Source organism: Nocardioides sp. NPDC006273, from assembly GCF_040613495.1.
Classification (GTDB): domain Bacteria; phylum Actinomycetota; class Actinomycetes; order Propionibacteriales; family Nocardioidaceae; genus Nocardioides.
The window spans coordinates 1-24,878 of record NZ_JBEXSD010000073.1 but is presented as its reverse complement, the minus strand read 5'-3'; the positions used below and the strand labels follow the sequence as shown (position 1 = coordinate 24,878).

22 protein-coding genes are annotated in these 24,878 nt (G+C 68.5%); 5 read left to right on the top strand and 17 right to left on the bottom strand.

The window, feature by feature from the left end; genetic code table 11:
* Window positions 1–123: 123 nt before the first annotated feature.
* The 4 genes from ABZZ22_RS23770 to ABZZ22_RS23755 all read right to left on the bottom strand — a co-directional run bounded on the left by ABZZ22_RS23770 (window position 124) and on the right by ABZZ22_RS23755 (window position 4,744).
* Window positions 124–1,422: an adenylosuccinate synthase gene (locus ABZZ22_RS23770; protein WP_354936872.1), complete on the bottom strand. Its 1,299-nt coding sequence runs from the start codon at window positions 1,420–1,422 to the stop codon at window positions 124–126.
* Window positions 1,423–1,598: 176 nt separating this feature from the next.
* Window positions 1,599–2,579 carry a helix-turn-helix domain-containing protein gene (locus tag ABZZ22_RS23765; protein ID WP_354936870.1) on the bottom strand — a complete coding sequence of 327 codons (981 nt, stop codon included), beginning with the start codon at window positions 2,577–2,579 and terminating at the stop codon, window positions 1,599–1,601.
* 158 nt (window positions 2,580–2,737) lie between these two features.
* Complete coding sequence (lysS, locus tag ABZZ22_RS23760; RefSeq protein WP_354936878.1) at window positions 2,738–4,246, bottom strand: lysine--tRNA ligase; 1,509 nt, start codon at window positions 4,244–4,246, stop codon at window positions 2,738–2,740.
* Between the two features lie 84 nt (window positions 4,247–4,330).
* Window positions 4,331–4,744, bottom strand: coding sequence for a DUF3151 domain-containing protein (locus ABZZ22_RS23755; protein ID WP_354936867.1), 414 nt, complete (start codon window positions 4,742–4,744; stop codon window positions 4,331–4,333).
* Between the two features lie 60 nt (window positions 4,745–4,804).
* On the opposite strand from ABZZ22_RS23755, the gene ABZZ22_RS23750 reads away from it, so the two are divergent.
* Complete coding sequence (locus ABZZ22_RS23750) at window positions 4,805–6,283, top strand: DHA2 family efflux MFS transporter permease subunit (protein ID WP_354936864.1); 1,479 nt, start codon at window positions 4,805–4,807, stop codon at window positions 6,281–6,283.
* 7 nt (window positions 6,284–6,290) lie between these two features.
* Here ABZZ22_RS23750 and ABZZ22_RS23745 read toward each other — a convergent pair whose 3' ends face one another.
* The 4 genes from ABZZ22_RS23745 to fbaA all read right to left on the bottom strand — a co-directional run bounded on the left by ABZZ22_RS23745 (window position 6,291) and on the right by fbaA (window position 11,259).
* Window positions 6,291–6,950, bottom strand: coding sequence for a cache domain-containing protein (locus ABZZ22_RS23745; RefSeq protein WP_354936861.1), 660 nt, complete (start codon window positions 6,948–6,950; stop codon window positions 6,291–6,293).
* Between the two features lie 79 nt (window positions 6,951–7,029).
* Window positions 7,030–7,752 carry a GntR family transcriptional regulator gene (locus ABZZ22_RS23740; protein WP_354936875.1) on the bottom strand — a complete coding sequence of 241 codons (723 nt, stop codon included), beginning with the start codon at window positions 7,750–7,752 and terminating at the stop codon, window positions 7,030–7,032.
* A gap of 428 nt (window positions 7,753–8,180) precedes the next feature.
* Entirely contained in the window at window positions 8,181–9,989 is a 1,809-nt protein-coding gene (locus tag ABZZ22_RS23735; RefSeq protein WP_354936858.1) for a fibronectin type III domain-containing protein, read from the bottom strand.
* 247 nt (window positions 9,990–10,236) lie between these two features.
* The gene (gene fbaA, locus ABZZ22_RS23730; protein WP_354936855.1) at window positions 10,237–11,259 is read right to left on the bottom strand and encodes a class II fructose-bisphosphate aldolase; all 1,023 of its coding nucleotides are present in this window, start codon (window positions 11,257–11,259) and stop codon (window positions 10,237–10,239) included.
* Window positions 11,260–11,422: 163 nt separating this feature from the next.
* Here fbaA and ABZZ22_RS23725 point away from each other — a divergent pair, with 163 nt between their 5' ends.
* The 3 genes from ABZZ22_RS23725 to ABZZ22_RS23715 all read left to right on the top strand — a co-directional run bounded on the left by ABZZ22_RS23725 (window position 11,423) and on the right by ABZZ22_RS23715 (window position 14,079).
* Window positions 11,423–12,589 carry a hypothetical protein gene (locus ABZZ22_RS23725; protein ID WP_354936852.1) on the top strand — a complete coding sequence of 389 codons (1,167 nt, stop codon included), beginning with the start codon at window positions 11,423–11,425 and terminating at the stop codon, window positions 12,587–12,589.
* On the top strand, window positions 12,586–13,197 hold the full coding sequence (locus tag ABZZ22_RS23720) for a SigE family RNA polymerase sigma factor (RefSeq protein ID WP_354936849.1): 612 nt from the start codon (window positions 12,586–12,588) through the stop codon (window positions 13,195–13,197). Before ABZZ22_RS23725 ends, ABZZ22_RS23720 begins: the two co-directional genes overlap by 4 nt.
* 105 nt (window positions 13,198–13,302) lie before the next feature.
* Window positions 13,303–14,079 carry a septum formation family protein gene (locus ABZZ22_RS23715; protein WP_354936846.1) on the top strand — a complete coding sequence of 259 codons (777 nt, stop codon included), beginning with the start codon at window positions 13,303–13,305 and terminating at the stop codon, window positions 14,077–14,079.
* Between the two features lie 100 nt (window positions 14,080–14,179).
* Here the strand turns inward: ABZZ22_RS23715 and ABZZ22_RS23710 are convergent, their stop codons facing one another.
* The gene (locus ABZZ22_RS23710) at window positions 14,180–14,869 is read right to left on the bottom strand and encodes a TrmH family RNA methyltransferase (protein ID WP_354936843.1); all 690 of its coding nucleotides are present in this window, start codon (window positions 14,867–14,869) and stop codon (window positions 14,180–14,182) included.
* Window positions 14,870–14,973: 104 nt separating this feature from the next.
* On the opposite strand from ABZZ22_RS23710, the gene ABZZ22_RS23705 reads away from it, so the two are divergent.
* Window positions 14,974–15,705 (top strand): VTT domain-containing protein, encoded by a 732-nt coding sequence (locus ABZZ22_RS23705; RefSeq protein WP_354936840.1) that lies wholly within the window; start codon window positions 14,974–14,976, stop codon window positions 15,703–15,705.
* On the opposite strand, the gene ABZZ22_RS23700 is transcribed toward ABZZ22_RS23705, so the two are convergent.
* From ABZZ22_RS23700 to ABZZ22_RS23665, 8 genes are all read right to left on the bottom strand, one after another.
* The gene (locus ABZZ22_RS23700) at window positions 15,702–16,895 is read right to left on the bottom strand and encodes an aminotransferase class I/II-fold pyridoxal phosphate-dependent enzyme (protein WP_354936837.1); all 1,194 of its coding nucleotides are present in this window, start codon (window positions 16,893–16,895) and stop codon (window positions 15,702–15,704) included. The genes ABZZ22_RS23705 and ABZZ22_RS23700 overlap by 4 nt on opposite strands.
* On the bottom strand, window positions 16,892–17,860 hold the full coding sequence (locus ABZZ22_RS23695; protein WP_354936834.1) for a DUF368 domain-containing protein: 969 nt from the start codon (window positions 17,858–17,860) through the stop codon (window positions 16,892–16,894). The genes ABZZ22_RS23700 and ABZZ22_RS23695 overlap by 4 nt, the downstream gene beginning before the upstream one ends.
* A complete protein-coding gene (pyrE, locus tag ABZZ22_RS23690) occupies window positions 17,857–18,402 on the bottom strand; it encodes an orotate phosphoribosyltransferase (protein ID WP_354936832.1) in 546 nt (181 codons plus the stop codon). The genes ABZZ22_RS23695 and pyrE overlap by 4 nt, the downstream gene beginning before the upstream one ends.
* 138 nt (window positions 18,403–18,540) lie before the next feature.
* Window positions 18,541–21,570 (bottom strand): family 16 glycoside hydrolase, encoded by a 3,030-nt coding sequence (locus tag ABZZ22_RS23685; protein WP_354936830.1) that lies wholly within the window; start codon window positions 21,568–21,570, stop codon window positions 18,541–18,543.
* 127 nt (window positions 21,571–21,697) lie between these two features.
* Entirely contained in the window at window positions 21,698–22,360 is a 663-nt protein-coding gene (locus ABZZ22_RS23680) for a hypothetical protein (protein WP_354936828.1), read from the bottom strand.
* A gap of 40 nt (window positions 22,361–22,400) precedes the next feature.
* Complete coding sequence (locus ABZZ22_RS23675; protein WP_354936825.1) at window positions 22,401–23,504, bottom strand: hypothetical protein; 1,104 nt, start codon at window positions 23,502–23,504, stop codon at window positions 22,401–22,403.
* Between the two features lie 100 nt (window positions 23,505–23,604).
* A complete protein-coding gene (locus tag ABZZ22_RS23670) occupies window positions 23,605–24,186 on the bottom strand; it encodes an AAA family ATPase (protein WP_354936822.1) in 582 nt (193 codons plus the stop codon).
* Between the two features lie 50 nt (window positions 24,187–24,236).
* Window positions 24,237–24,614, bottom strand: coding sequence for a hypothetical protein (locus ABZZ22_RS23665; protein ID WP_354936819.1), 378 nt, complete (start codon window positions 24,612–24,614; stop codon window positions 24,237–24,239).
* Window positions 24,615–24,878 lie beyond the last annotated feature (264 nt).

Sequence of the window (24,878 nt, the reverse complement as noted above, 5' to 3'; positions counted from 1 at the left end):
GTTGGCGAGCTGAACACCGAGGTAGATGCGCTGCGGGTCCGCACTCTCGAAGGGCGAAGAGAGCAGGTAGTTCAGCGTCCCGCCCTTCGAGGCGGCCTATAGGCCACTCTCAGCTTCACAACCTCAGGTCAGCGAGTTGATGATGACCGTCTCGTCGCGTGCCGGGCCGACGCCGATGACCGACATCGGAGCGCCGGAGATCTCCTCGACGTATTTCACGTACGCCTGTGCGTTGGCCGGGAGGTCGTCGAACGACCGCGCACCCGAGATGTCTTCCTTCCAGCCCGGCAGCATCTCGTAGATGGGCTTGGCGTGGTGGAAGTCGGTCTGGTTGACGGGCATCTCGTCGTGGCGGACACCATCGACGTCGTAGGCCACGCAGACCGGGATCTCGTCGAGACCGTCGAGCACGTCGAGCTTGGTGAGGACGAAGTCGGTGACCCCGTTGACCCGGGCGGCGTAGCGGGCGATGACCGCGTCGTACCAACCGCAGCGGCGCGGCCGGCCGGTGGTGGTGCCGAACTCGTGGCCGTTGTCGCGCAGGTAGGTGCCGGAGGCGTCGAAGAGCTCCGTCGGGAACGGCCCCTCCCCCACACGGGTGGTGTAGGCCTTCACGATGGCCACGACGCGGTCGATCCGCGTCGGCGGGATCCCGGAGCCGGTGCAGGCGCCGGCCGAGGTGGCGTTGGAGGAGGTGACGAACGGGTAGGTGCCGTGGTCGACGTCGAGCAGCGTCGCCTGGCCGCCCTCGAGCAGCACGGTCTCGCCCCGGTCGAGCGCCTCGTTGAGCAGCAGGCCGGTGTCGCAGACCATCGGCGCGATCCGGTCCGCGTAGGACAGCAGGTCCTCGACGACCGCGTCGACGGTGAAGCCACGACGGTTGTAGACCTTCGAGAGCAGCTGGTTCTTCAGCTCGAGCGCGCCCTCGACCTTGCTGCGCAGGATCGACTCGTCGAAGATGTCCTGGACGCGGATGCCGATGCGGTTGACCTTGTCGGCGTAGGTCGGGCCGATCCCGCGACCGGTGGTGCCGATCTTGCGCGAGCCGAGGAACCGCTCGGTGACCTTGTCGAGCTGGCGGTTGTAGTCGGCGATGACGTGGGCGCTGGCGGACAGCTTCAGCTTGGAGATGTCGACGCCGCGCTCCTCCAGGCCGGTCAGCTCCTCGAAGAGGACGGCGAGGTCGACGACGACGCCGTTGCCGATCACCGGCGTCACGCCGCCGGTCAGGATGCCGCTGGGCAGCAGGTGCAGGGCGTACTTCTCGCTCTGTCCGTCTTCCTGGCGGATGACGACGGTGTGGCCGGCGTTGTTGCCGCCGTTGAACTTCACGACATAGTCGACGTGCTCACCGAGAAGGTCGGTCGCCTTGCCCTTGCCTTCGTCGCCCCATTGGGCACCGATGATCGTGATCGCGGGCATGTGTTGCTCCTTCGCTCCGGACGGAGTCCCTCCGGGCGGGGCCCGGCTGCTCGACGCACCAATATCTAGTGTGTTGATCCACCGCTGGATCCATCGCTGAATCAGTCAGAAATGCGAAAAGCCCTGGCAAGACCAGGGCTCTTGCGACCACACGCTAGCAAATCCCAGCCCGTACGTCACAGCCAGCCGCGCCGCGCCGCCTCGACTCCCGCCTCGAACCGCGAGGTCGCACCGAGCTCCTCGAGCAGCTCGGCGACCCGGCGCCGGACCGTACGCAGCGAGACACCCAGCCTCCGGGCGATCTGCTCGTCCTGGGCTCCGCTGGCCAGCTCGGCGAGCAGCAGGCGGCGCTCGGCACTCGGCAGGTCCTCGAGCTCGGCCGCCGGCAGCGCGCGACGCCACAGCTCCTCGAAGTAGTTGGTGACCACCTCGACGATGCCCCGTTGGCGGACGTTGATCATCGGCTGCTCCACCGGGCCGAGCGGGTCCGGGAACATCGCGTGTGTGCTCCCGACCACCATCATGTGGGTGGCGACGCTCGGCAGGATCCGGATCTCCTCACCGACCTCGATCCGCATCCGGAGCACGTCGGGCGAGTGCTTCAGGGCTGCCACCGGGTAGATGCCACGACACCGGCGTCCCGACCTGATCGCGGACTCGATGGCCGAGATGAACCGCATCTCCGAGGGGTGCACGGTCACCACCGGGCGCAGCCACACCATCTCGCCCGAGGTGGTCGAGACGAGCCGCTCGAAGGTCTCCGGCGTGAACTCGGTCGCGATCACCTCACCGTCGATCGGATGCTCCTCGCCGATGGCCGCGGGGAGCCGTGCGGCCGTGCCCGCGACGTACGGCACCGACTGGGAGATCTTGAGCAGATGGTCGTGAGCGTCCTGGGCCCTGGTCGCGGCCCGCTCCAGCATGTGGGCGACCACCGCTGTCGGGCTGAGCACGGTCAACGTCTCACCGCAGCTGATGACTCCGCTCTCGACCAGGGGCGCAGCCGCCTCCTCCAAGTCCTCCATGGAGGTGGACAGCGTCGCCGCCACCACCATGCACGGCCACCCGGTGAGCGGAAGGAGGCGGCTGTAGAGCTGCGCCGCGCCCGGGTCGAACCCGAGAGCGGTCATCAGCGTCTGCGACCGGCCGTTCTCCATACCTGGCACCTTAGTGCCAGTAACCGGCGTGGACCTTGACCAAGGCGGTGTCCTGAGCCTGTCGAAGGGTATGCAGGCGAGGTCTCACATCCCGTGCGGAGCTCCGCGCGGGGTGCGTGCCTTCGGCTGCATACCTTGCCGAAGGTACAGATCACCGATCAGGCCTCGGGCTTGAGCAGCGGGAAGAGGATCGTCTCGCGGATGCCGGCACCGGTGAAGAGCATGATCGCCCGGTCCAGGCCGAGGCCGAGGCCGCCCATCGGCGGGGCGCCGTACTCCAGCGCCCGCAGGAAGTCCTCGTCGAGCTGCATCGCCTCGGGGTCGCCGCCGGCGGCGAGGAGGGACTGGGAGGTGAGCACCTCACGCTGCACGACCGGGTCGATCAGCTCGGTGAACCCGGTGCCGCGCTCGACACCGCCGATGATCAGGTCCCAGGCGAGGACCTTGCCCGGCTCCTCGTCGTTGATCCGCGCCAGCGGCTGGGCGATCGCCGGGAAGTCGCACAGGAAGGTGGGCTGGATGAGGTTGGGCTCCACCAGCTCGCCGCACAGCTCCATGACGATCTTGTCCGCGCCCCAGGCCGGGTCGAGATCGACGTCGTGCTTCTCGGCCAGCGCCTTGAGCGTGTCGACGTCGGTGTCGGGGGTGACCTCCACGCCGACGGCCTCGGAGACGCCCTCGTAGACCGGGAGCCACTTCCACTCACCGTCGAGGTCGATGACCTGCGTCTCGTCGGCCGAGCCTGTCGAGACCTCGATCTGACGCGAGCCGACCGCGTCGGCGGCGGCGAGGTACATCTGCCGCATCTGCTCGGCGATGGTGAACTGGTCGCCGTAGGCCTGGTAGGCCTCGATCATCGTGAACTCGGGGCTGTGGGTGGAGTCAACGCCCTCGTTGCGGAAGATCCGGCCGATCTCGTAAACCTTGTCGATCCCGCCGACGACCGCCTTCTTGAGGTTGAGCTCGAGCGCGATCCGCAGCGTCATCGGCTGGTCGAAGGCGTTCATGTGGGTGTTGAACGGCCGCGCGTGCGCCCCACCGTGGATGAGCTGCAGGACGGGCGTCTCGACCTCGAGGTAGCCGTCGTCCTCCAGGCAGCGGCGGATCGCCTGGGTGATCTTCGCGCGCGTACGCACCATGTCGCGCGCCTCCTGGCGCACGATCAGGTCGGCGTAGCGCTGTCGCACGCGGGCCTCCTCGGAGAGGTCCTTGTGGAGCACCGGCAGCGGCCGCAGCGCCTTGGACGCCATCTCCCAGCTGGAGGCCATGATGGAGAGCTCGCCGCGCCGCGAGGAGATCACCCGACCGGTGACGGCGACGTGGTCGCCCAGGTCGACGAGCGCCTTCCATTCCGCGAGCGACTCCTCGCCCACCTCGGCGAGCGAGAGCATCACCTGGAGGCGGGTGCCGATGCCCTCCTGCAGCGTCGCGAAGGCCAGCTTGCCCGTGTTGCGGACGAACATGACCCGACCGGCGACGGTGACCACGTCCTGGGTCTCGTCGCCGGCCTCGAGCTTGTCCTCGTAGGCCTCGCGCACCTCGGCGAGCGTGTGAGTGCGGCCGACACCGATGGCGTACGCCTTCTTGCCCTCGGCCAACAGGCGCTCACGCTTCTCGCGCCGAACGATGCTCTGCTCATCAAGAGTGGGCTCGTTCAAGTCGGGCACGGGGGCGTTGGCGTTGGGCTGCTCAGTCACAGCCCAAGGCTAGGCGAATTCGCTGGTCCGACGCGATTCGGTATCGACCTGGGATCAGCCGAGCAGAGTGTCGTACGCCGTCGGGCTGCTGTCGCGCAGGAACTCCGAGCAGCGCTCCCACTCCTCGGTCTCGCCGATCGCCTTGGCCTGCTCGGCGAGGAGGGCGAGGCTGGTCAGGAAGCCGCGGTTGGGCTCGTGCTCCCACGGCACCGGACCGTGGCCCTTCCAGCCGTTGCGGCGCAGCATGTCGAGCGAGCGGTGGTAGCCGACGCGGGCGAAGGCGTAGATGGTCACGTCCTCGGCGCCGGACTCCTTGGCGGCCGTGGCGAGCGCGGCCCACGCGGAGGGAGAGGCGGGATGGCGGCGGACGACCTCGGCGGGCTCGGTGCCGGCGGTCAGCTCGGCGGTCGCGGGGTCGGGGGGAAGGTGGGTCGGCGGCGGGCCGGCCATGAGGTCCTGATGGGTCATACCCACCATTGTGCCCGGCGGCGCACGCAGCCACTCCCCGGGCGGGTGTTGACTGTGACCATGACCCAGCCCGTGACGCAGACGACTGCCGCGCCGACGACCGAGCATCCGTGGCGGGCGCTGTTCGCGCTGTGCATCGGCTTCTTCATGCTGCTGATCGACATGACGATCGTGACCGTCGCGACGCCCGACATCATGGCCGACCTCGACGCCAGTGCCAACGCGGTGCTGTGGGTGACCAGCGCCTACCTGCTGACCTACGCCGTACCAATCCTCATCATGGGCCGGCTCGGCGACCGATTCGGGCCCAAGTGGGTCTACCTCGTCGGCCTGGCCGTCTTCACAGGCTCATCGCTGTGGTGCGGGCTCGCCGGGAGCATCGAGTCGCTGGTGGCCGCGCGAGCGGTGCAAGGCCTCGGCGCGGCGATGATGACGCCGCAGACGATGGCGACCATCACCCGGATCTTCCCGGCCGAGCGGCGCGGCTCGGCGATGGCTCTGTGGGGCGCGACCGCGGGCCTGGCGACGCTCATCGGCCCGCTCGCCGGCGGGGCGCTGGTCGCACTCGGCGGCTGGGAATGGATCTTCTTCGTCAACGTGCCGATCGGCATCGTCGCGATCGCCCTGAACTGGTGGCTGGTGCCGGTCCTGGAGACCCACTCGCACTCCTTCGACTGGCTCGGCGTGGTGCTCAGCGGCGTCGGGATGTTCTGCGTGGTCTTCGGCCTGCAGAACGGCGAGCAACGGGGCTGGGACACTCTCACCTGGGCCCTCGTCATCGGCGGGATCGCGATCATGGGGCTCTTCGTCTGGTGGCAGGCACGCAACCGTGTCGAGCCGCTGGTGCCGCTGCCCATGTTCGCCGACCGCAACTTCTCCGTCTCCAGCCTGGCGATCTCCTGCATGGGCTTCGCTGCGGTCGCCATGGGCTTCCCGCTGATGCTGTACGCCCAGCTGGTACGCGGCTACACCGCGCTCGAGGCCTCGATGCTGCTGGTGCCGATGGCGCTGGTCTCCTTCATCGCCGCCCCGCTGGTCGGCAGGCTGACCGACCGGATGCACCCTCGGCTGCTGACCGGGGTGGCGTTCCTGCTCTGTGCCGGCTCGCTCTTCTGGGTCTCGGTGCCGATGACTGTCGACTCCCCGCTGTGGCAGCTGCTCGTGCCGATGGCGTTCTTCGGTCTCGGCTCGGCTGCCGTCTGGTCGCCCCTGGCCGCCACCGCCACCCGCAACCTGCCGATGCGGCAGGCCGGCGCCGGGTCGGGCATCTACAACGCCACCCGGCTGGTCGGGTCCGTGGTCGGCTCCGCCGCGGTCGCCGTGCTCATCGACCTTCGGCTCAACGCCCATGGGCTCGGTGAGTCGCTGTCGGGCAAGCACGAGACCGCTTCCGGCTCCTCGGTCCCGCCCGCGGTCGTCTCCCAGTTCGCCGAGGCGATGTCCGAGGTGATGCTGCTGCCGGCGGCCGCGCTCACGGTCGGTTTCGTGGCGGTGCTCTTCTTCACCACGCCGCGGCACATGGTGAAGCCGACGGCCTAGGAGAGGCTCAGGAGAGCGCGACCGAGAGCGGCAGGTCCCGGCACGGGATCATGTCGCGGGCGGTGGTCAGCGGGGCGCCGGTGGGCAGCTGGGGGTCGGCGGAGACGATCGCCTTGCCGTGGCCGTTGACCAGCGTGGCGCCGGCCTCGCGCAGCCCGGGCAGAAGCATCGTCTCGAGCGTCTCGACGAGGGTGTCCGCCCCCGCGACGCCGACCATGCGGCCCTGGACGTAGACCGGCATCGTCGTGGTCATGACGTACTCGTCGGTGCAGACGAAGTCGACGTACGGCCCGACGAGCGTCAGCTCCCCCGTGCGCTGCGCGGTCCGATACCAGGGCAGACGGGTGTAGTCGATCGCCTCGCCTGTGGCCGGGGCGTCGGCGTCAGCGAGGAAGTCACGATCCTCGCCCTGCCACCAGACCAGGGAGAGGCGGCGGTCGCTGAGCACGTCCGGCGCGACCACGAAGCCACCACCGACGAGGTCGGGGTTGCGCAGGAACGCCAAGACTCCGGGCTCGAGCCGCTCCCGCAGCGAGGCCGTGGTGACCGGGCCGGCCTCGAAGAGGGCGGCCACCTCGCTGCGTACGCGCTCGAGATGGGTCACGATCGGCCCGAAATGCTCTTCGACCTGAGCCACACAGTCGAGGGGAGACATCGTCTTGGTCACGCGATCACATCCGTAGCGCAGGCGCCAGAATACGGACGCGGTCGCGTGATGTTTGGATGCTTCGCTCGCTGACGCTCGCTCATCGTCGCACGGCCTCATGGATCTCGGCCAAGCGTTCAAGAGAGTGGGTGACGTGCTCGCGTACGCTCTCCCGGGCTCTGACAGCATCTCCCGATGCGAGGGCGGCGACCAGCTCCTGATGGCGGGTCGCCGTGGCCTCTCGGAAGCCCGGCTCATTGAGCGGGATCCGGAGCAGCGCACCGAACTCTGCCTCCTGGCGGACCACCTCGCGAGTCATCCGGGCCGACTGGGTCAGCGCGGCCACCGACAGGTAGAGCTCGCTGTCGGCGCTGCGCCAGCGGGCGACGTCGCCGACGTTGAGCGGGATCAGCAGATCGCGCAGGTCCTCGACCTCGTCCGCGTCTGTACGCTCCGCGGCGATCTCCGCACAGCCGGTCAGCACCACCAGGTAGACGGTTGCCCGGTCACGCATCTCGACCCGCGACATCGCGGCCAGGCGGTCCTCGACGAGGCAGGCGCTCTCCGGGCCCTGTACGAACGAGCCGCCGCCACGCCCGCGCGTCGTCACCACCAGGCCCTTGGCGCGTAGTGCGACCAGTGCCTCGCGCGCGGTGACCGTCGCGACGCCGAGCATCTGGGCGAGCTCGGGCTCGCTCGGGAGCCGCTCCCCGTGTGCGAGTACGCCGGATCGGATCGCCTCGGCAAGCCGACTCTCCACACGCGCTGCTCGGCCCTCGTCGCCGATCGGGGCGAAGATGGCCGCGCGGGCTCGAGAGGTCATCACACGCACAGCGAAATCCTAATGTATGGATCCAGATGATTTGAGCCCCGGATCCGTTCGAATCTGTTCGAATCCGCGCAGGAACTTCATGAACTTCGGCTTAACTATCTGGATCTACGGGCGTTTCTATGCCTAACCTGAGCGCACGACTGACGCAGACTTGGTGTCGGTCACCCAAGATCGTCGGATGTCCAGGGCTTGTGGGGGGCGCTGGGCATCCGACTCCTTGGTTTTGGGGACGTTCCGTCGCGGATGCTGAGCGAGGTAGCTCGGTCGGCGGTCACTCACTTCGGGGAACTCCACGAAGTCAGTGCGCACCCACCGAGGTAGCTCGGTGAACATCGAGCTCCGTTCGCACCCGTCTCTGCACGCAACAGGGCGGGGAGAGCCTCTCGGCTCTCCCCGCCCTGTTTCTCGGCGTGTGTCGGCTAGAACACCGCGGCTACGGCGCTGACCACCGCGTCACCGATGTTCTTCAGCAGACCGTCCTCGTCCTTCTCTTCCTCAGCCGGAGCGTCCTCGGTCGACTTCTCCGTGGGCTCCTCGGCAGCCTTCTCAGTCGGCTCCTCGACAGGCTCCTCGGTCGTCGGCCGCGCAGCCGGGCTCTCCGACTCGCTCGGCTCCGCCTCGGGCGCCGTCGGCTCCTCGGCAGGAGCCTCAGCGGTGTCCTCGCCACCCGGGAGGATGTCGCCCAGGCCCGGAAGCAGCGGCGACTTCTCGTCGGTCGGCTGCTCCTCGGCAGGAGCGTCCTCGGCGGGGGCGTCTTCGGCGGGGGCGTCGGACGGAGCCGGGCTCTTCGCCGGGCTGTCGGAGTCGGCTGCCTTGCCCGGAGTCGCCGAGCGGAGGCCGGCGTCGCCGCCCTGACGCTCAGGGCCACTGACAGACGCCGGAGCGCTGGGCGCAGATCGGTTGCCGTCGCTGTCCTCAGCCGTGACCGTGACATTCGCGTCCTGGCCAAGCAGACAGAGGATCCGCATGGATGTGGCGCCCGGGTTCGAACGGCCACCGCAGAGAAGTCCACCATCGACGTTCACGATGTACACGATCTGGTCTTGCGGTGTGACGCCGTCCTCATCCTTCGAGGCCGACCAAGAGACCGTGAAACCAGCAAGGTCGGGGTCACTGACCTTGACGTTCTGCGGAACGGTCGGAGCGATCTTCGTGGTCGTGCCGGAAACCCCGGCGGAGCGCGCGGACTCGTTGCCGGCACTGTCGACGGCCTGGACGGAGTAGGTGTACTCGGTACCGGCCTTCAGGCCGGTGTCCTCGTAGGACGTGCCGTTGACCGGCCCGACGAGCTCACCGTCGCGGTACAGGTTGTAGGTGACGTCGCCGACGCCGTCCGTGTTGTCCTCGGACTCCGACCAGCTCACGTCGAGCGTGCTGTCGCTCGGGTCGCCCGCCTCGACCGTCAGGTCCTCCGGAACCTGCGGCGCCGTCACGTCCATGACGCAATCGACCGAGTTGCTGCGCTGGGACTCGTTGCCGGCCTTGTCGGTCGCAGTGACCGCGAAGGTGTAGGTCTCTCCCGCATCGAGGCCCCTGAACGTGGCCGAGGTCTCCTCGGTCTCACCCGGGTTGCCGGCGCTGGGCCACGAGGTCACCGTGTAGTGGGAGATCCCGCTCTTGTCCCTCGCCCTGGACCAGTCCACCTTCGCGGAGGTGTTGGTCAACACGTCGCAGTCGAAGAGCGTGACCGCTTCGGGAGCAGTTTCATCCTCTTCGGGGTCGGGGTCAGGGCCAGGACCGGGGCCAGGACCGTCGTCGTCGCAGATCGGCAGGTCGGGGAAGAGCTCGCAGATCGGGTCGGTCGGGTCGGTCGGATCGGTGGGATCCGTCGGGTCGGTCGGGTCCGTCGGCGGGGTGGTCGGCGTCGGGTCCGGCACCTGGCACTGGTCGAGATCCGGACGGATCTCACAGATGTCGACACCAGCACCCGGCGGGCGGTTGGGCTCGCAGGCGCTCGGGTCGAGGTCACAGGTCGGGGTGCTGCCCGAGGGGACGTTGCCCGCCGGGATGAAGGTCACGCCGGTGTTGGCCGCGGGCACGATGTCGTCGCCGTCGATCTCCTCCGGCTCGTCCGACTCGGACTCCGACTCCGACGGGTCCTCTTCGGGCTCGATCGTGTCCGGGTCACTGGGGAGCGAAGACTCCCCGGTCGTCGGATCATTCGTCGGCGAACTCTCTGGATCGCCGCCGCTAACAGTGCAAGAGAACAAGACGAGAAGCAGGATCAAGATGATCGCGCCTATGACGATCCCGCCGATTGTGCGGTTTCGCGCAGTGGTTTCCATACCGAGGATGTCCCTCCCAAGAATCAACGCCAAGGGGACGGTTCGACCAGGTCACCCGAGGGTCGCCGTCCAGCTAGGGCATTGAATCGCTTTACCAATGACCGGCACAACGACATAAACCTGAGTTTGCTATGTCGTTTGCCACAACGTTTTCTGAATCGGGACCATTGGCCTATCCCCGGCGTGTCGATCAGCCGATGGAGTTGCCCGCAGAACCGAGATGCTGGGCACCCTCGACGACCCGAGTGGCCATACCGGCCTCAGCGAGCTTGCCCCACGCGCGAGGATCGTACTGCTTCTTGTTTCCTACCTCGCCGTCGACCTTCAATACGCCGTCGTAGTTGGCGAGCATGTGGCCGGCGACCGCCCGGGTGTAGGCGTACTGGGTGTCGGTGTCGATGTTCATCTTGACCACGCCATAGGAGACCGCCTCGGCGATCTCCTCGGCGCTCGAGCCGGAGCCGCCGTGGAAGACGAGGTCGAACGGCCTCGCGCCGGACGGCAGGCCGAGCTTGGCCGCGACCGCGTCCTGCGCGTCACGCAGGATCGAGGGGCGGAGCTTGACGTTGCCCGGCTTGTAGACGCCGTGCACGTTGCCGAAGGTGAGCGCGGTCAGGTAGCCCTCGACGCCCAGCGCGTCGGCGGTCGCGATGGCGTCCTCGGGGGTCGAGTAGAGCTTGTCGTCGATCGCCCCGACGATGCCGTCCTCCTCGCCACCGACCACGCCGACCTCGATCTCGAGCACGATGTGGGCGGTCTTGGCCAGGGCCAGGAGCTCAGAGGCGATCTGCAGGTTCTCCTCCAGCGGCACGGCGGAGCCGTCCCACATGTGGCTCTGGAACAGCGGCGCCTCGCCGCGCTGGACCCGCTCGGCGGAGAGCTCGAGCAGGGGGCGTACGAAGCCGTCGAGCTTGTCCTTGGGGCAGTGGTCGGTGTGCAGCGCGATGTTGACGTCGTAGGACTTGGCGACCTCGATCGCGTAAGCCGCGAAGGCCACCGACCCGGTGACCATGTTCTTGACCGTGGGGCCGGAGAGGTATTCCGCGCCGCCTGTGGAGATCTGGATGATGCCGTCCGAGCCGGCCTCCGCGAAGCCGGCCAGTGCCGCGTTGAGCGTCTGCGACGAGGAGACGTTGATCGCCGGGAAGGCGAACCCCTTCTCCTTCGCGGTCGCGAGCATCTCGGCGTACTTCTCGGGGGTGGCAATGGGCATCTGGGGGTCTCCTTGAAGATCCGTTGTCGACCGGTGCGCTGGTGGCCAGCGTAATGGGACCCCGGGCCACCCCGCCCAACGCTCGCGGTTGGATCGATCAACCAGGACAACCGATCTGCGGCGGGATCCGTATCCAAGGGTGAGACTGAACTTGGAGGCCCTCATGGACTGGCAGGAAACCCTCGAGCGGGCGATCCCTCACCCCCCGCCGACACGCTCGGACCCGGCTGCCCTGGTGGCCGCGGGGAAGAAGGCCGTACGCCGCCGGCAGGCCCTGGCCACCGGCGGGACAGCGCTCATCGTCGCAGCCGCGATCGGTGTGGGTTCCGGGTATACGTCGTGGCGCGACCGGGCGGCGCCCACCCCACCGATCGCGACCCAGTCGGAGGCCGACGAGGCACTCGACGCCTACCCGACGCAGCCGCCGTTGAGCGACGCGTCCCCGCTCAGGTACGACTTCGACACGAAGGAGGTCACGTTCCACGACGGCTGGGAGAAGGCCGGCCGGATCGGGCCGAAGGAGATTCGCCGACTCCTCGGACACGACTATTCCCAGCTGTTCCTCGCCGCGACCAACGGGGAGAGGACGATCTACGCCAACTTCATGAACCCGACCCAGATCGCCTACGCCGACGCGGATCGAACCAAGGGAAAGAGCCTCAGCGAATGGGCCGTGGACGTGGCCGCGCACCACGTCGAGCCAAGATGGTCGGCCGGCGGGGCGATCCGGGTCGGCGACGGCTGGAGGATCACCCGCGAGATCGACAACCCGCTCGACTATGACCCGCCCTGGGACTCGGATGCAGCCGTCGCCGAGCGCGAGGGCATGGAGGTGTGGATCCTCTTCAGCGGGGACAAGCCGAAATCCGGTGGCGGCGGCGAAGGCTACGGGGTGGCGTACGCCGCTCCGGGGCAGACCATCGAGGAATACATCGCTCACCGGAACGCTGAGATGGACAGGGATCTTGCCGCGTCGACCGGCGCCTACAGCGCGGGCATGTCCGAGGCGGTCGAGTTCGGGGCCGGTTCGGAGCTGGTCCCGGCCGAGAGGGGCGTGACGATCCTCGAGCAGGTCGCCGACCCCGATCTCGGCGAGGGGTTCGCCGAAGGCGCCACGCGGTCCGCGGCTGCTCGGATCACCATCAAGGGGAAGGAACAGGTCGCCATCGCTCGTGAGAAGGATGGCCTCACCCTGGTCTACACCATCGAGGCGACAGCGGAACCCCGAGCCGAGGACCGCGGCGCACGTTCCCTCGAGGACGTGCTGGCCATGGTCAGAGCCACCGAGACCGACGATGAGACTGGTGGCGGAAGGTCGTTGTTCCCGTGAGCGCACGCGATGAGGAGTTCTCTGGGTTCGTCGCCGCACGACGCCCGCACCTGCTGCGCACTGCCTTCGCCCTGTGCGGAGACTGGCACCGGGCGGACGACCTGGTGCAGACGGCGCTGCTGAAGCTGTACGCCGCATGGCGCCGGGTGGAGCCGGGATCGGAGGAGGCGTACGTCCGGACGATCCTGGTCCGCGCCCACATCGACCAGACCCGGCGGCCGTGGTGGAAGCGGGAGCGCTCGGGCGACCTGCCGGAGCGGCCGGGTCCCGTGGCACAGGTCGAGGAGCGGCACGACCTGTTCGGGGCGCTCCAGGCGCTGCCGGAGATGCAGCGCAAGGTGGTCGTCCTACGTCACTGGCTGCAGCTCTCGGTCACCGAGACCGCGCGCGAGCTGCGGATCAGCGAGGGCACGGTCAAGAGCCATTCCTCGCGCGGCCTGGACGCGCTGCGGCAGCGGCTGGAGGCTTCCGAGCCGGCCTGGAGAGGGCGGGAGCGCCACGACACACGACCCCCGCTGCCGCCCGGCCCCGAGGCGATGCACCCTGGAAGGGGTGACTCATCCGGGCGACCCGGGGTTAACTTTAGCGGGCCCGGCCCGGACCTCTGACACCGGTCCGAAGCCGGATCTACAACCACCCGAAATAGCTATGCCCAGAGCGGTATTTCGCTGCGATGATCAGGCCGCTCTATCCCCCTCATCGAAAGCACGATCATGTCTCGTCTTCGTGCCGGCGCCATTGCGCCCGCGCAGAAGCCGATGATGGTGGCCCTCGCACTCGGCCTCGTCATCGGCGTCTTCTCCTTCATCGGACTCACCACTACCAAGGCCGACGCGGCGGTGCCGCCCAAGCCCACCGTCGGCACCTGCTACAACTACGGCTGGACCGCCTACAACGCTCTGTCCCAGACCGGCAAGAAGGTCTCGTGCAGCAAAGCCCGCACCGCGAAGACCATCGCAGTGGGGAAGCTCTTGGCCGGCACCACCCGGACCGCAGCATCCATCTTGAGGCCGGCCAGCGCCGCCCACATCTCCAAGACGTGCATCCGGGCGCTGCGGAACAAGCTGGGCAGCACCTACTCGAAGCGGAACCAGTCGGCGTACAACACGGCGTTCTTCGTGCCGAACGCCGAGCAGTTCAAGGCCGGCCAGCGCTGGTTCCGTTGCGACGTCGTGCTCCCGGGCAAGGGCACCCTCAAGTACCTGCCGACCAACCGGGCCAAGTTCCTCGAAGGCGTCCCGCTCACCCAGCGCACCCGCGGCTGCATGAGCGCGAAGTTCGCGGGGCCCTACTCGTGCCTGAGCTCGCACACCTACAAGTCGATCTCCGCCTTCAAGAAGGCCGGCACGACTTACCCGACCGCGGCCTCGTTCGAGCGAGCCGTCATGAACAACTGCCCGTCCCGGACGAGGGCCTACAGCACGCCGTCCAGGTACGAGTGGCAGACCGGCGACCGCTGGGTCGTCTGCTACGCGCGGAACACCAACTGATCCGCTGATCAGTCACAGCTGATCAGTCACAACGGTCGATCCCCCGGGCGGACACCCCGGGGGATCGTACGCTTTCGAGTGATGCGTTCAAGCGCTTCGGTCAACCACGCCAGGCCTCGTCGGAGCCCAGGTCGGCATGCTGGACCACCCAGGAGTGCATCGCGATCGCCGCCGCGGCGGAGGCGTTGATCGACCTCGTCGAGCCGAACTGGGCGATCGAGAAGGTGCCGTCGACGCTGGCGCGAGCCTGCTCGGAGAGGCCCGGGCCCTCCTGCCCGAACAGGAAGCAGACCTTCTCTGGGAGCTGCATGGTCTCCAGGTGGAGCGAGCCGGGCAGATTGTCGATGCCGAGGAGGCGTACGTCTCGGTCGTGGAGGTACGCCGCGAGCGCCGGCACGTCGGGGTGGTGATGGACGTGCTGGTAGCGGTCGGTGACCATCGCGCCGCGGCGGTTCCAGCGGCGGTTGCCGACGATGTGGACCTCGGCGGCGAGGAAGGCGTTGGCGGTGCGGACGATGGTGCCGATGTTGAAGTCGTGCTGCCAGTTCTCGATCGCGACGTGGAAGCCGTGGCGGCGCTGGTCGAGGTCGGCGACGATGGCCTCGAGGGTCCAGTAGCGGTAACGGTCGACCACGTTGCGGCGGTCGCCGCCGGCCAGCAGCTCCGGATCCCAGTGGTCCCCCTCGGGCCATTCACCTGACCACGGGCCCACGCCGACCTCCGGCTGCCCGTGGGGCATCGGGTCGTACGGCGCTCGGGAATCACCCTCGGAGGGTCTCGTCTCGTTCATCGGCAAGACAGCGTATTCGACAACAATAGTTGTTACCTATGGGTACCGTAGGTGCCGTGACGGGTGCGGGGAGCTTTGCGCCGCTGATGGCCGGTTTGGAGTGGATGAGTCCAGACTTTCTGCTGGCCACCTTCGGTGAGCCGCTCTTCTGGATCAGCCTGATCATCATCTTCGTCGAGTGCGGCCTCTTCTTCCCGTTCCTGCCCGGCGACAGTCTGCTGATCGCGCTCGGGATATTCATCGCGACCGGCAAGATCGACATCTTCCCCGGACCGCCCGGCGTCGAGATCGTGATCGCGATGCTCTTCTTCATCGCGGCTGCCTTCGCCGGCAACGTGACCGGTTACGAGATCGGCCGCCGGATCGGTCCACGGCTATATGAGAGCAACAATCGTTTCATCAAGCGGCGCCACATCGACCAGACCCGTGAGTTCTTCAACAAGCACGGCAACAAGGCGCTGGTGATCGGTCGGTTCATCGCGTTCGTGCGCACCTACGTCACCGTCATCGCCGGCGTCACCCACATGGACCGGCGACGGTTCTACGTCTGGAGCCTCGTCGGCGGCGTGCTGTGGGTGCTCGCGGTGACATTGTTCGGGTTCTTCGTCGGGGCCCGCTGGCCCTGGCTGGCCGACAACGTCGACTATCTGATCCTGCTGCTCTTCGCTCTCGCGCTGGCCCCCGCGATGGTGGAGTGGTGGCGTCGTCGGCGTACCAGCTCAGCGCTGGCCGCGGACGTCGACCACGACGGACACCCGGACCGCGACATCCTCGGGATGCCGGTCCGTCCACGCGGTCCGGCCGACGACGAGGCCGACAACCGAGCCGGACACTAACGTGCCAGCCGGCCCTCGCCGAGTCGTTCCAGGGCCTGCTCGATCACGTCCCGCTGCTTGGTGAACGTCCAGCGGACCAGGTGCTTGCCGGCGTCGCCGCGGTGTCCTGAGCCTGTCGAAGGGTCGTAGAACCCCTGCAGCGGGATGGCCACGACCCCGGCACGCTCGGGCAGCGCCCGGCAGAACTCGAGTCCGTCGCTCCAGCCGAGGTCGGTGACGTCGGAGACGGCGAAGTAGGTGCCCTCGGGGATCGTGACGTCCAGGCCGATCTCCCTCAGCCCGGCGCAGAGGAGGTCGCGCCGCCCCTGCAGATCGAGGGCGAGCTCCTGGGGCCAGTGGTCGAGATGCTCGAGCGCGTACGCGGCGGCCGGCTGCAGCGGCGCTCCGGAGGTGAACGTCAGCCACTGCTTGGCCCCCAGCAGCGCCTGGACCAGGTGCTCGGGACCGGTCGCCCAGCCGATCTTCCAGCCGGTGAACGAGTAGGACTTGCCGATGCTGGACAGGGTCAGAGTGCGCTCACGCATCCCGGGGAGGGTGGCGATCGGGACGTGCGGGATCCCGTCGAAGGTGAGGTGCTCGTAGACCTCGTCGGAGATCACCGTCAGGTCGTGGTCCCTCGCGAAGGCGGCGACCGTCTCCAGCTCCTCGCGGGTGAGCACGGTGCCCGTCGGGTTGTGCGGGGAGTTGAGGAGGAGCACCTTGCACTTCGAGGAGACCTGGGCCTCGAGGGCGGCCCGAGGCAGCCTGCCGCCGGGCGCGGCCGGGTCCAGGCTGAGGGTCACCGGACGACGTACGCCGCCGGCGAACTGCACCATGGCCGGGTAGCTGTCGTAGTAGGGCTCCACGAGGATCACCTCGTCGCCCAGGTCGACCAGGGCGAGGATCGCCGCCGCGATGCCCTCGGTCGCGCCGGTGGTCACCGCGACCTCGCGTGCGGGGTCGAAGGCCATGCCGTAGTGACGCTCCTGGTGGGCTGCGACCGCCTGTCGCAGTGCCGGGATGCCGGGACCCGGGGCGTACTGGTTGCGACCGCTCCGCAGCGCGGAGACGGCCTCCTCGATGATCTCGGGAGCCCCGTCGACATCGGGGAACCCCTGTCCGAGATTCAGCGCGCCGCTGGCAGCGGCAAGCGCCGACATCTCGCTGAAGATGGTCGGCGGGATGCCGTGCAAGCGGCGCGCGGTCCTCATTCTGCCGACTTCCCCCGGAACTCGACCCAGACCAGCACGGCGACGATGGCAGCACCGACGAGCATGAGGAGGACCGGGCCGGCGACGGGAGCGTACGGCGCGATCAGCGCACCCGGGCCGTGCGCGTCCTCCGCGGCCGACTCGGCCGCCGACTGCCACGGCCACAGCGCCCGCAGCGACCCGAGCATGAGGCCCGTCATCACCAGCAGGGTGATCCGGCGATGGTTGTGGAGGAGATACTTCAGCAGCTGCACGAACGAGGCCAGACCGACGATCGCCCCGGCGCCGAAGACGGCGATGTAGCCGAGGTCGCGCTCGTGCACCGCGTCGAGGGTGGTGGTGTAGAGGCCGACCGCGAGCAGGAAGAAGGAGCCGGAGACGCCGGGGACGACGAGCGCGCAGATGGCAACCGCGGCCGCCAGGAAGACGACGATGGCCGCCGGCTCGGACGTCGCTCCTCCACCTGCCAGCCCGGTGAGCACGAACGCGACGACCGCGGCGACAGCGACGGTCACGACATCGAGGACGCGGTTGCCCTTGACCCGCGCGGGGAGCATCAGCAGCGGAACGGCGAGGCTCACCAGCACCATCCCGAAGAAGAGGCCGCGCGCCTGCTCGGGATGGCCGGTGACGAACGCCTCCATCACTCCGGCCACGGTCAGCACGGCGGCCGCCATCCCGACGAGCACGGGGCCGATCAGCCACCAGTCGGTGCGCCGGATCTCCTGGGAGAAGCCGGCCAAGCGGTCCGGGCCGAGAACCAGGCGCTTCACCGAAGAGATCGCGTGGGAGGCGGAGTCGATCAGCTCGTCGTAGACACCGGTCACCAGCGCGACGGTGCCTCCGGAGACACCGGGAACGAGCTCGGCCATCCCGATCAGGAACCCGCGGAGCAGGTCGATCGGCAGCAGCATCTTGGAGCGGTGTACGGGCTCGGTCTCAGGCACCACAGCGGACTCCGTCATCGCACGCTCACCGCGTCCAGGTCGGCCTTGGTGAGCACCGGGCGGACCTCGAGGCCGACGTCGGCCAGCGGGTTCACGTCGGCGGGGCTGCGGTCGATCGCGCAGACCACCGTCTCCACCGTCGCGCCGAACTCACGCAGCGCCACGGTGGCGTTGCGCACCGCGCCGCCGGTGGTGATGACGTCCTCGATCAGGGTCACCCGCTTGCCGGCCACGTCCGGGCCCTCGGCGAGCTTCATGGTGCCGTACTCCTTCGCCGTCTTCCGGACGAACAGCGCCGGGAGACCGGTCTTCGCCGAGACCATGGTGGCGATCGGGATGCCGCCCATCTCCAGGCCGCCGAGCAGCTCGGTGCCCTCGGGCAGCAGGTCGACCATCTGGGCCGCGACCCGCTCCAGGAGGTCTGGTTGGGCCTCGAAGAGGTACTTGTCGAAGTACTCGTTGGCCACCTGACCGGAACGGAGCACGAACTCCCCGGTCAGACGGCAGCAGGCGTCGATGTCGGCAGCGAGACTCGCGTCTGGCGGTGTGGGTGCAGTCACGGGGCTAGGTTAGAGCCTCCGCCAATGCGAGCTACATCTGCTGGCGGGTCGGCCGGATCGTGTCCGAGATCGTCGCGGATCCGACAACGGGGCCAAGGACGACTCTCTCGTCTCCTGACCCCGCTGCCGGGATCGGCGTCAGTCGGTGAGCTCCTTCACCTGGACGTCGCGGTAGTAGACGGTCTCGCCACCGCCGTGGTTCTGCATACCCACGAACCCAGCCAGGTCGCGGGCGGGATCGGTGCTGGTGAAGTCGTTCACCAGCTTCCCGTTGAGGAAGATCTTCACGGTCGACCCCTCGACGCGGATGTCGTAGGAGTTCCACGACCCGACCGGCTCGAGAGCGGCGGCGACGGCCTCCGGGTCGGCTCCCTGGAACGTGTAGATGGCACCGGTGGTGCGGTCCGGGTCGTCGCTGGCGTCGATCTGGACCTCATAGCCCTGGTTGACCGCGATCCACGGGTCGTTGCCGGGGTTGGGGAAGCCGATGAAGACGCCGCCGTTGTCATCGCGGACCAGCTTCCAGCCCAGCTTCAGGCTGTACTCGCTGAACTCCTGCTCGGCGTACCACAGCAGGCCCAGGCCGTTGGTCGTACGCAGCGAGCAGTCGTCCTGCCGGCCGAACGATCCTGGACCGGCCATCCGCCACGACGCCAGGGAGGCCAAGGTGCCGTCGAAGAGCGACTGGTAGCCCGGAGCGGGTCGCTGCGGCGTACAGATGTCGTCTCCGCCGCCGACCTTGAGGACGTCGAGGTTGACGTTGCCCTCGTCGCCCTCGTCGTATCTCAGGGTGATCCGGTTGACCCCGGACTTCAGCCTCATCGGCCGGGTCACGGTGTCCCAGGTCTGCCAGTCGCCGGTGGACTCCAGGGCCCACGGTTTGAGCTCGGTGCCGTTGAGGTAGACCGAGACCCGCTTGGTGCCGGGCGCCGGGTGTGGGCCGTTGGCGTAGCGGAGCCGGACCGGGTACGTCCCGGCGCGACCGACCTTCGCGTCGAAGGTGACCGAGGCGCCGACGTTGCCGAAGCCTGCCACGAAACCGGAGCCGGAGTAGCCGTTGTGCTCGACCGCGACGTCGGCGCTGCCACGCAGGGTCGCCTGCTCTGCCTCGAGGTAGTTGCGATCGGCCGGCGAGGTGTACCCCGGGATCTCGTTCAGGGTGTACCAGGCCTCGGTGTTCCACAGCTCCTCGCCGTTCACGCCGGTGAACGGGCGCGGCGAGCGCAGGTGCACGACGCGGCCCTCCTCGCGGCCGTCGACGGTGAGCGTCACCTTGGTGCGGTCGGCGGAGACCTGAGCCCCGGAGACGTACAGCGGTCGCTCGTCGATCTTCGGACCGCCGTACGTCGGACGCGGCGCGTAGCGCCAGTGGGTCATCCGGAACGCGGCGTTCGGGTCCGCGGCGATCTTGTCGACCGTCTCCTGGGACAGCGCCTGGGTGTAGCGGATCTCGAAGCCGTTCCTGGTGGCGCGCATCTCGTGCATGTCGAAGGCCGAGCCGTCGGCGGGGCTCATCCGCTGCAGTCCGTAGCGGAGCTTCCCGGGCTCGCTCCAGTTGCCGGCCTCGCCGATGCCGCCGACGTAGATCGATCCGTCGGGACCGAGGAGGGTGCGGTTCACGCCCGCCTCGAGGCCTGCGGAGTAGCGGAAGACCGCGCCCTGGTACTCGCCCTCGACCTTCTCCAGGAAGCCTCGCTGCAACCCGCCGTAGGTGACGTCGCCGAAGAGCATCTGCCCGGCGTACGCACCCTTCTCCAGCATCATGGGGCTGCTCGGAGAGTTGCCGATCTCGTTCTGCGGCACCCACAGCGCCGGTCCGGTGACCGGCTCGTCGTCGAACGGGCCGGACGGGTTGGTGTAGTGGTTGAAGAACCGTCCCGGCTTGACGTGCACCAGCTTGGAGCTGGGCAGCCAGGCGCCCTGGTTGTCCATCACGAACAGGTCGCCGTCAGGTCCGCGCATCATCCCGTTGGGCGTACGCAGCCCGCCGGCGAGGTAGGTGATCTCACCGGTGCCGCGGTCGATCTTCAGCGTGGTGCCGCGGTTGCGTGCCGGCTGCGGGTCGGTGGTCGCGCCGCCGTTGTCGATCGCGACGGACAGGTTGACGTAGAAGCTCTTCTCGTCGTGGAGAAGACCGAAGGCGAACTCGTGGAAGTTCTCGCCGAAGGGCCACTCCGCGACCTTCCGGTGCTGGTCGTAGAAGCCGTCACCGTCGGGGTCGGTCAGCTCGGTGAGCTGATCGCGCTCGGAGACGAAGATCGACTCGCCGATGACGGCGACGCCCATCGGGTTGAACAGGTCGGTCGCGACCTTCTCCACCGTGACATCCTCGGGCCCGCCGGCGGTGCGGGGGTTGCTGAGGAGGAAGATCTCGCCAGGCTCGGGGTCCTCCACCCAGCCCGACGGACTCACCGATCCGGCGGTCACCACCGCGAGCCTGCCATCGGTCGCCCAGTCCAGCGCGGACACCATCGGCTCGAAGCCGTCCGGGCGCAGGTCGGTCAGGTCGTACGCCGGGTGGACGCTGTCCAGGGGCATGCCGTCACCGGCGGAGTCGTCCTGCCCCTCGCAGTACTTCGTGCCCGGTGCGGTCACCCGCACCACTCCTGCCTCGGTGCTCAGGACCTCGGTCGGCACCAGCGCGAAGTCCGTGGCACCCGGCGGGCGCCACTGCAGACGCAGCACCTCGCCGCCGCCGTCCTCGAAGTGCTCCACACGCAGGTCGTGGTAGCCCTCGGTCAGGGCGACCGAGCCGTCCTTGGGGGTCTCACCGTGGAGGCCGTCGTGGTCGATGACCTCTTCGCCGTCGATGACCAGTCGGGAGCCGTCGTCGCTGATCAGCCGGAAGTCGTACGTCCCGGCAGCGTCGATGTGCAGGTTGGCCAGGGCGTGCGAGATGAACCGGTCACCGAGGCCGAAGTCGGCTGGACTGTCGTAGTCGATGACCGGGGTGAGCTTGTCGACGTTGGGCGTCTGGCCCGCGCGCAGGGTGCACAGCTCCGCGATGGGCCGGCCCATGTCGTAGGTGCGGAGGGTGACGCCGGGCTCTTGTGGTGGCAGATCGGCAGCTTCGGCAGCGACGGCGGAGCCGGTGCCGAGGAGTGCGGCGACAACCGACAGACCGACCGCCGAGCCGAGCATGCTCAGGGATGGATGGACACGGGACATGGGGGACCTCCGGGAGAGGGAATGTGACATGCGCCACGTCGAAAGTAGAGCCCTCGGAGATCTTCGTCAAGAAGATGTTGAACTTTCGCAGGTCAGTTGCAAATGCCCGTGGGTCCGGGCGTCCCGGTCAGAACTGCTGGTGGGTCGGCGGTGCTGCGCCCGGCGCGGGCGGCGGTTGCCAGGGGTCGGCGGGCTTCCGGCGGGCGAACCAGGCGCCTGCTCTGCCGACGTACAGCATCACCAGCGCGGAGATGATCAGCGCCGGGTAGAGCACGGTGAAGAGCGAGAGCAGCGCGGCGACCGAGCCGACGACGGTGAGCAGGATCCGGGCGACGTTGGAGCGGAAGAGCAGCATGATCCCGAGCGGGATCGCGGCCAGGCTGAGCACGCCGCAGATGGCGAACCAGATGATCATGAACATCGTGACGCCCTTGTCCGAGGACGTCGGGTCGTTGTAGTCCGCGATCCCCGTCGGCACCATGAACACCGCGATCAGCAGCGCGATCACCGATCCGATGATCGTCATGACCGAGGCCCCGACCACCGTGCCGGGTCGGCTGTCGGGGTCGGGCTGCGGATACTGCGGGAGGTACGGCGGGACCTGCTGACCCATCGGGTACTGGCCATACGCCTGCGGAGGATGTCCCCATCCCTGCGGCTGCGGTGCGGCGTACGGCGTGGGCGGGGGCTGGCTGATGGGCTGGCTGCTCGGCTGGGCCGGCGGCTCCTGCCCCTCGAACGGCGGCTTGCCGCCGTAGGGGTTGTCGAAGGAGCCGTACTGATCTGACATGCGCGGAGCCTATCCGGCCGGCGGGGTCACCGGCCCTGGTTTATCCCCTCGAGCGGAACCACGCGGCGACCTCGGGCCGCAGCAGGAACGAGAACGTCGCGACCGCGGCGCCGAAGAGGACCACGGCCGGCGGGAAGGCGAGGGCGAAGAGCAGGAGCGAGAGCCCCGAGACCCCGGCCGAGATCATCAGCGCGACCCGAGCCCAGGGGTGGCGACGCATCGCGAAGACGGCGAACGCGGCCGCGGCGATGCAGACGAGTGCGACCAGCACTGCCCCGATCCATGCCGAGGCGACGATGACGTCGGTGGTGTAGAGACCGGCGACCTCTTGCATCCTGGGGTCGCTCTCCGCCTGCTTGCGCACCTGCTCGAGGATCAGGTCGGGGTTGGCGGTCGCCGTCACCGCCGAGGCGAGCATCATCAGCGCGGTGAACCCGGAGCCGACCCAGGTGAGCACGGCCGCCGCCGTCACCGCGCCCGGGCGGCGCTTGGGCGCTTCCTTGGTGGCCTGGGCGACCCCGCCGGTCCACGGCGGAGGCTGCTTCTCGGAGAGTCGGACCGTGCCGGTGGACGATCCCGACTCCCCGGTGGTCGAGCTTGTCCCGGTGGTCGAGCTTGTCCCGGTGGTCGAGCTTGTCGAGACCTCCGGCGGTGCCGGCGCGACGTACGACTTCTGGTTGGGGTCGCCGCCGCCGTCGCGGGCCCGCTTGGCCGGCGAGACCCCGTCGAACCAGTCGCGGGTGGGGGACATCCACAGGAGTACGACGGCGACGGCCGCCAGCGTCGACCAGAACCCTCCGCCGAACATCCCGGTGAAGAAGAGCGGCGCCGCGATGATCGTGAGCGCGAGCCGGGCCTGCTTGTTGCGCTGCAGCACGTGCCAGCCGAGGATCACCGCCGCCGCGGCCATCGCGCCGGTGACCAGCGCCATGATGTGCATGAGGTCGAGGATGCCGTCGAGACCGATCCCCGAGCCGGCCAGCGGCGGCTCGGCCAGCACCTCCTCCACCCGCTCCCGGGTCTCCAGGCTGCGCAGGCCGGAGATCTGGTCCCAGGCGCCCACCACCGTGAGCAGGGAGCCGAGCACGATGAGCCACCCGGCGAGGGTGGCCTGACCGGGGCGAGGAAGCTTCGTTTCAGACATGTTGAGAACCATTTTCTCATCCCCACCAACCTCCGCCCATTCCGCCCGCCGACATTCCCGCCGAGACCGACGTACGTGACTTCTCGGCCGACCTGAGTGACTACTCGGCCGACGTGGGTGACGTCTCGGCTCGGGTTCGGCTCCGGAGGCGGTCGAAGGCCTTGGGGCTCTCGACGGTGGGCATCTTCTCGGCGATCTCCTTGGCGCAGGAGGCGGGAGTGGCGGCGGTGGTGTCGACCCGGAGGTCGTACGCACCGCGTGAACAGACGTGCGTCTGCGATCGGGCGAGGCCGGTGGGACGGTCGCCACGAGCGGCCTCACGGCGTTCGAGCTCCTCGGGTGCGCACCAGACCTCGACGAGGGTGACGTCGTAGCCGTCGAGCACCTCGAGCAGGTCGTCGAGACGCCAGGTCTCGCTGAGCGGGTAGTCCATGATCACGTCGTTGCCGACCGAAGCCAGGGCGACGACCGCGCGGTGGTAGCCGAGCCGGGTCCGCCGCAGCATCTCGTCGATCTCGGTCTGGTCGAGCTCGCGCGTGTGCACCGTCGACCGCATCCCGCTGATCTCGTCGACCGGGACGAAGAACCAAGGGTCCTCGAGCAATGGCAGCAGCTCGCGGCCGATGCTGCTCTTCCCCGAGCTCGACGCCCCGTTGAGCAGGATGATCCGGCCACGTCGCATGCGAGGAGACTATTCGCCGAGGCGTCACCCCGGCCGGCCTGTGCGCAGAACTAAGCCACACCCGCGAACCATTGGTTCGCGTTGCGTCTGTGAAGCATGGTCAGGGAACCGGCGATGAGACTCAGCGGTATGACCCCGACGATCCCCGCGGCCGCTGGAACTGACGCCAGGCCCGCGAGGACAGCGACCACGCTCAACAGCGCACGCGCCACTTTCGAACCGGCCAGAACCCGAGCGCCAAGTGGAATCGCGATCAAGCTCAATGCGGCACACACAGCGGCGTAGACCGCCATCCCGAGCATCATCCCTCGGTCGTCCGTCGGCACTCTGGTGTTGCTGAATGTGGCTGGCTCAACGTATGCGAGCGCGAAGCCAACCGCTGCCAACCCCATCAGCACCAGCGTCAGCCCGGACATGATGATCGTCATCCAGCCGGCAGTGGTCACCCCACTCGGCCGAGAGGCGGACCGAGCGGCCCACTGAGGATCGAGCTGGGACTGGTTCGGGGCCCGCACCGCGACGTCGTGGCCGTCATCGAAAGAGCCATGAGGATCAGACATGGCGCGGAACCTCAGCCCACCATGCGCGCCCGCGGCCTCCTCGTTTACGGGCCCGCGTGCCGAGACGTCACTCCCGTCGGCCGAGTGGGCACCTGGATGCCCACGCGGTCGACCCGGGTGACCTGAAGGCCG